Genomic DNA, 4,151 nt, shown 5'->3' with positions numbered 1-4,151 from the left:
GCCATCGAGCACGGTCCGAACGCAAAAAGCCCGCGTGAAGCGGGCTTTTTTTGTTGGTTGCGGGGACAGGATTTGAACCTGTGACCTTCAGGTTATGAGCCTGACGAGCTACCGGGCTGCTCCACCCCGCGTCACCTCCAGGGCAAGCTCTTGCTTGCTCCGGACTCTCCAGGGCAAGCTCTTGCTTGCTCCGGACTCTCCAGGGCAAGCTCTTGCCTGCTCCGGATCTGAAGCAAGCGTTTGCTTGCTTATCTGGACGTAAGCCTGGGCCTATGAACAGGATGGCTTACAGATAGGTATATGGCTGACCAAATGAAAGGGCCGCTTGCGCGGCCCGTGATCCCTTGGCGGGCCTTTTCGTAGAGAGAAGATTTCAGTTTCATCCGGTTTGCGGATGAGAGTTCAACGTGCGTTTTGCAGACCTGGCAGCGACCTACTCTCCCGCGTCTTGAGACGAAGTACCATCAGCGCTGGAGCGTTTCACGGCCGAGTTCGGAATGGGATCGGGTGCAGCCGCTCCGCCATAACCACCAGGTCGGCAAAACGCACGTTATATCGAGAAGCTGTTTTTTCGTGCCAAGGCGACGTTTGTGTTTTGCTTTCGGGCGCAAGCCCGCAAGCGCGACTGCGCGTCGCCGGTTTTCCGGCGCCCTCGCGGAGCATAGGCCCTTAAGGGCCGCTCATGCGTGAGCGCTGGTCAGATCATCGTGTTCACGATGAGCATAAGGAATGAGAACGATCAAGCCGATCGAACTATTAGTACCGGTAAGCTTCAAGCGTTGCCGCTCTTCCACACCCGGCCTATCAACGTGGTCGTCTTCCACGGTTCTCAGGGAATACTCGTTTTAAGGTGGGTTTCCCGCTTAGATGCCTTCAGCGGTTATCCCGTCCGGATATAGCTACCCTGCTATGCGGCTGGCGCCACAACAGGTCCACCAGAGATCCGTCCATCCCGGTCCTCTCGTACTAGGGACAGATCCTTTCAATATTCCTACACCCACGGCAGATAGGGACCGAACTGTCTCACGACGTTCTGAACCCAACTCACGTACCGCTTTAAATGGCGAACAGCCATACCCTTGGGACCTGCTCCAGCCCCAGGATGCGATGAGTCGACATCGAGGTGCCAAACAACCCCGTCGATATGGACTCTTGGGGGTCATCAGCCTGTTATCCCCGGCGTACCTTTTATCCGTTGAGCGATGGCCCTTCCACGCGGGACCACCGGATCACTATGACCGACTTTCGTCTCTGCTCGACTTGTCAGTCTCGCAGTCAGGCAGGCTTATGCCATTGCACTCAGCGAACGATTTCCGACCGTTCTGAGCCCACCATCGCGCGCCTCCGTTACTCTTTAGGAGGCGACCGCCCCAGTCAAACTACCCACCATACATTGTCCCGGACCCGGATAACGGGCCGCGGTTAGACATCCATAGTAATAAGGGTGGTATTTCAAGGGTGGCTCCACCTGAGCTGGCGCCCAGGTTTCAAAGCCTACCACCTATCCTACACATGCCACTACGAATGCCAATGTAAAGCTATAGTAAAGGTGCACGGGGTCTTTCCGTCTAACCGCAGGAACCCCGCATCTTCACGGGGAATTCAATTTCACTGAGTCTATGCTGGAGACAGCGGGGAAGTCGTTACGCCATTCGTGCAGGTCGGAACTTACCCGACAAGGAATTTCGCTACCTTAGGACCGTTATAGTTACGGCCGCCGTTTACTGGGGCTTCGATTCAGAGCTTGCACCCCTCCTCTTAACCTTCCAGCACCGGGCAGGCGTCAGACCCTATACGTCGTCTTGCGACTTCGCAGAGCCCTGTGTTTTTGATAAACAGTCGCTACCCCCTGGTCTGTGCCACCCTCCTCTACTTGCGTAGAAAAGGGTCACGCTTCTTCCGAAGTTACGCGTGCAATTTGCCGAGTTCCTTCAGCATAGTTCTCTCAAGCGCCTTGGTATACTCTACCTGACCACCAGTGTCGGTTTCGGGTACGGTTTATAAGGAGGAGCTATTTCCTGGAACCGCTCCGCTGCCCGTTCAATCCGATAAGATTGGACAACTTGCGCGATCCGTCACTACCTCCAAGCCCACGAATATTAACGTGGTTCCCATCGACTACGCGTTTCCGCCTCGTCTTAGGGGCCGGCTAACCCTGCTCAGATTAGCTTTAAGCAGGAACCCTTGGTCTTTCGGCGGGGGAGTCTCTCACTCCCCTTACGTTACTCATGTCAGCATTCGCACTTCTGATACCTCCACCACCCCTCACGGGTATGGCTTCGTCAGCTTACAGAACGCTCCGCTACCGCTTGGCCCTTGCGGACCAAACCCTAAGCTTCGGTGTATGGCTTTAGCCCCGTTACATTTTCGGCGCAAAGACCCTTATTTAGACCAGTGAGCTGTTACGCTTTCTTTAAATGATGGCTGCTTCTAAGCCAACATCCTGGTTGTTTTGGGATCCTCACATCCTTTCCCACTTAGCCATAACTTGGGGACCTTAGCTGTAGGTCAGGGTTGTTTCCCTTTTCACGACGGACGTTAGCACCCGCCGTGTGTCTGCCGACTAGTACTCCCAGGTATTCGGAGTTTGGTTAGGTTTGGTAATCCGGTGAGGACCCCTAGCCCATCCAGTGCTCTACCCCCTGGGGTATTCGGTCGACGCTCTACCTAAATAGATTTCGCGGAGAACCAGCTATTTCCGAGTTTGATTGGCCTTTCACCCCTAGCCACAAGTCATCCCGAACTATTGCAACAGTTATGGGTTCGGTCCTCCAGTAAGTGTTACCTTACCTTCAACCTGCTCATGGCTAGATCACTCGGTTTCGGGTCTAATGCGACGAACTGAACGCCCTGTTCAGACTCGCTTTCGCTGCGCCTACACCTAGCGGTTTAAGCTTGCTCGTCACACTAAGTCGCTGACCCATTATACAAAAGGTACGTGGTGACCCTTACGGGCTCCCACTGTTTGTAGGCAATCGGTTTCAGGTACTCTTTCACTCCCCTTGTCGGGGTGCTTTTCACCTTTCCCTCACGGTACTAGTTCGCTATCGGTCATGCACGAGTACTTAGGCTTGGAAGGTGGTCCTCCCAATTTCAGACAGGATTTCACGTGTCCCGCCTTACTCGAGGACGATTGATTGCATTACGCGTACGGGGCTGTCACCCACTATGGCCCTACTTTCCAGAAGGTTCCGCTTGTCTCTCAATCGCCACTGGCCTGGTCCGGGTTCGCTCGCCACTACTTCCGGAGTCTCGGTTGATGTCCTTTCCTACGGGTACTTAGATGTTTCAGTTCCCCGCGTTCGCCACTTTATCCCTATGTATTCAGGATAAGTTACCTATTATCGATACTTGGAAACCACAGCAGCAGATCGCTCTGCTACTCTGATTTTCCAAGTACCTTAGGTGGGTTTCCCCATTCGGAAATCTACGGATCAAAGGGTATTCGCACCTCCCCGTAGCTTATCGCAGCGTATCACGTCCTTCATCGCCTGTGCATGCCAAGGCATCCACCAATTGCCCTTAAGACACTTGATCGTTCTCATTGCCAATGCCCACCCGCGCGATCTCGAAGAGATCGTCGCTTCAGCCTCTCCCTTGCGGGATTAGCGTCCGCGCGATCCCAAAGGGATCGTCGCATAAGCGCAATCCTGTGCGGGATTGGCGCTTGATGTCATTGGCACAAAAAGACCAGCTTCTCGAGATCGGTTCGAGGGTGCGGTTAGGCAAACCCATCATATGCGGGAGATTGAGCGTCTCCTGCGACAAATCACGAACCTTTCGGCTCATGAAGTTCGAACAAATCTTCTCTTTACAATGTCAAAACAGAACAAGCGGCAAGCCAAGAAGCTCACCACAAACCTTTATACGAATGACTTTTTTGACCACCCTCACTCGACACACTTCAAGGCGACGATCCTGCGGATCGCGCGACACGACAATCCTGCGGATTGCGTGGAAGTGGTGGAGCCGGACGGGATCGAACCGACGACATCCTGCTTGCAAAGCAGGCGCTCTCCCAGCTGAGCTACGGCCCCTGATAACTTGCTCCCGCATAATGGTATCGAGACCGAAGCGACGATCCCTGCGGGATCGCGCTGGAGCTCAACTTCCACATCGAGGCTGAAGCGACGATCCCTGCGGGATCGCGC

At 54.4% G+C, this 4,151-nt stretch carries 2 tRNA genes and 2 rRNA genes; all 4 read right to left on the bottom strand.

The window, feature by feature from the left end:
- Window positions 1–54: 54 nt before the first annotated feature.
- Window positions 55–131, bottom strand: a tRNA-Met gene (locus NKJ78_RS30655).
- Window positions 132–420: 289 nt separating this feature from the next.
- Window positions 421–535 (bottom strand): 5S ribosomal RNA (gene rrf, locus NKJ78_RS30650).
- 200 nt (window positions 536–735) lie between these two features.
- Window positions 736–3,537, bottom strand: a 23S ribosomal RNA gene (locus tag NKJ78_RS30645).
- A 424-nt stretch (window positions 3,538–3,961) separates the two neighbouring features.
- Window positions 3,962–4,037: transfer RNA gene (locus tag NKJ78_RS30640), tRNA-Ala, on the bottom strand.
- Window positions 4,038–4,151 lie beyond the last annotated feature (114 nt).

The organism is Mesorhizobium sp. M0037 (genome assembly GCF_040323635.1).
Taxonomy (GTDB): Bacteria; Pseudomonadota; Alphaproteobacteria; order Rhizobiales; family Rhizobiaceae; genus Mesorhizobium.
This window is presented reverse-complemented; position numbering and strand designations above follow the sequence as displayed.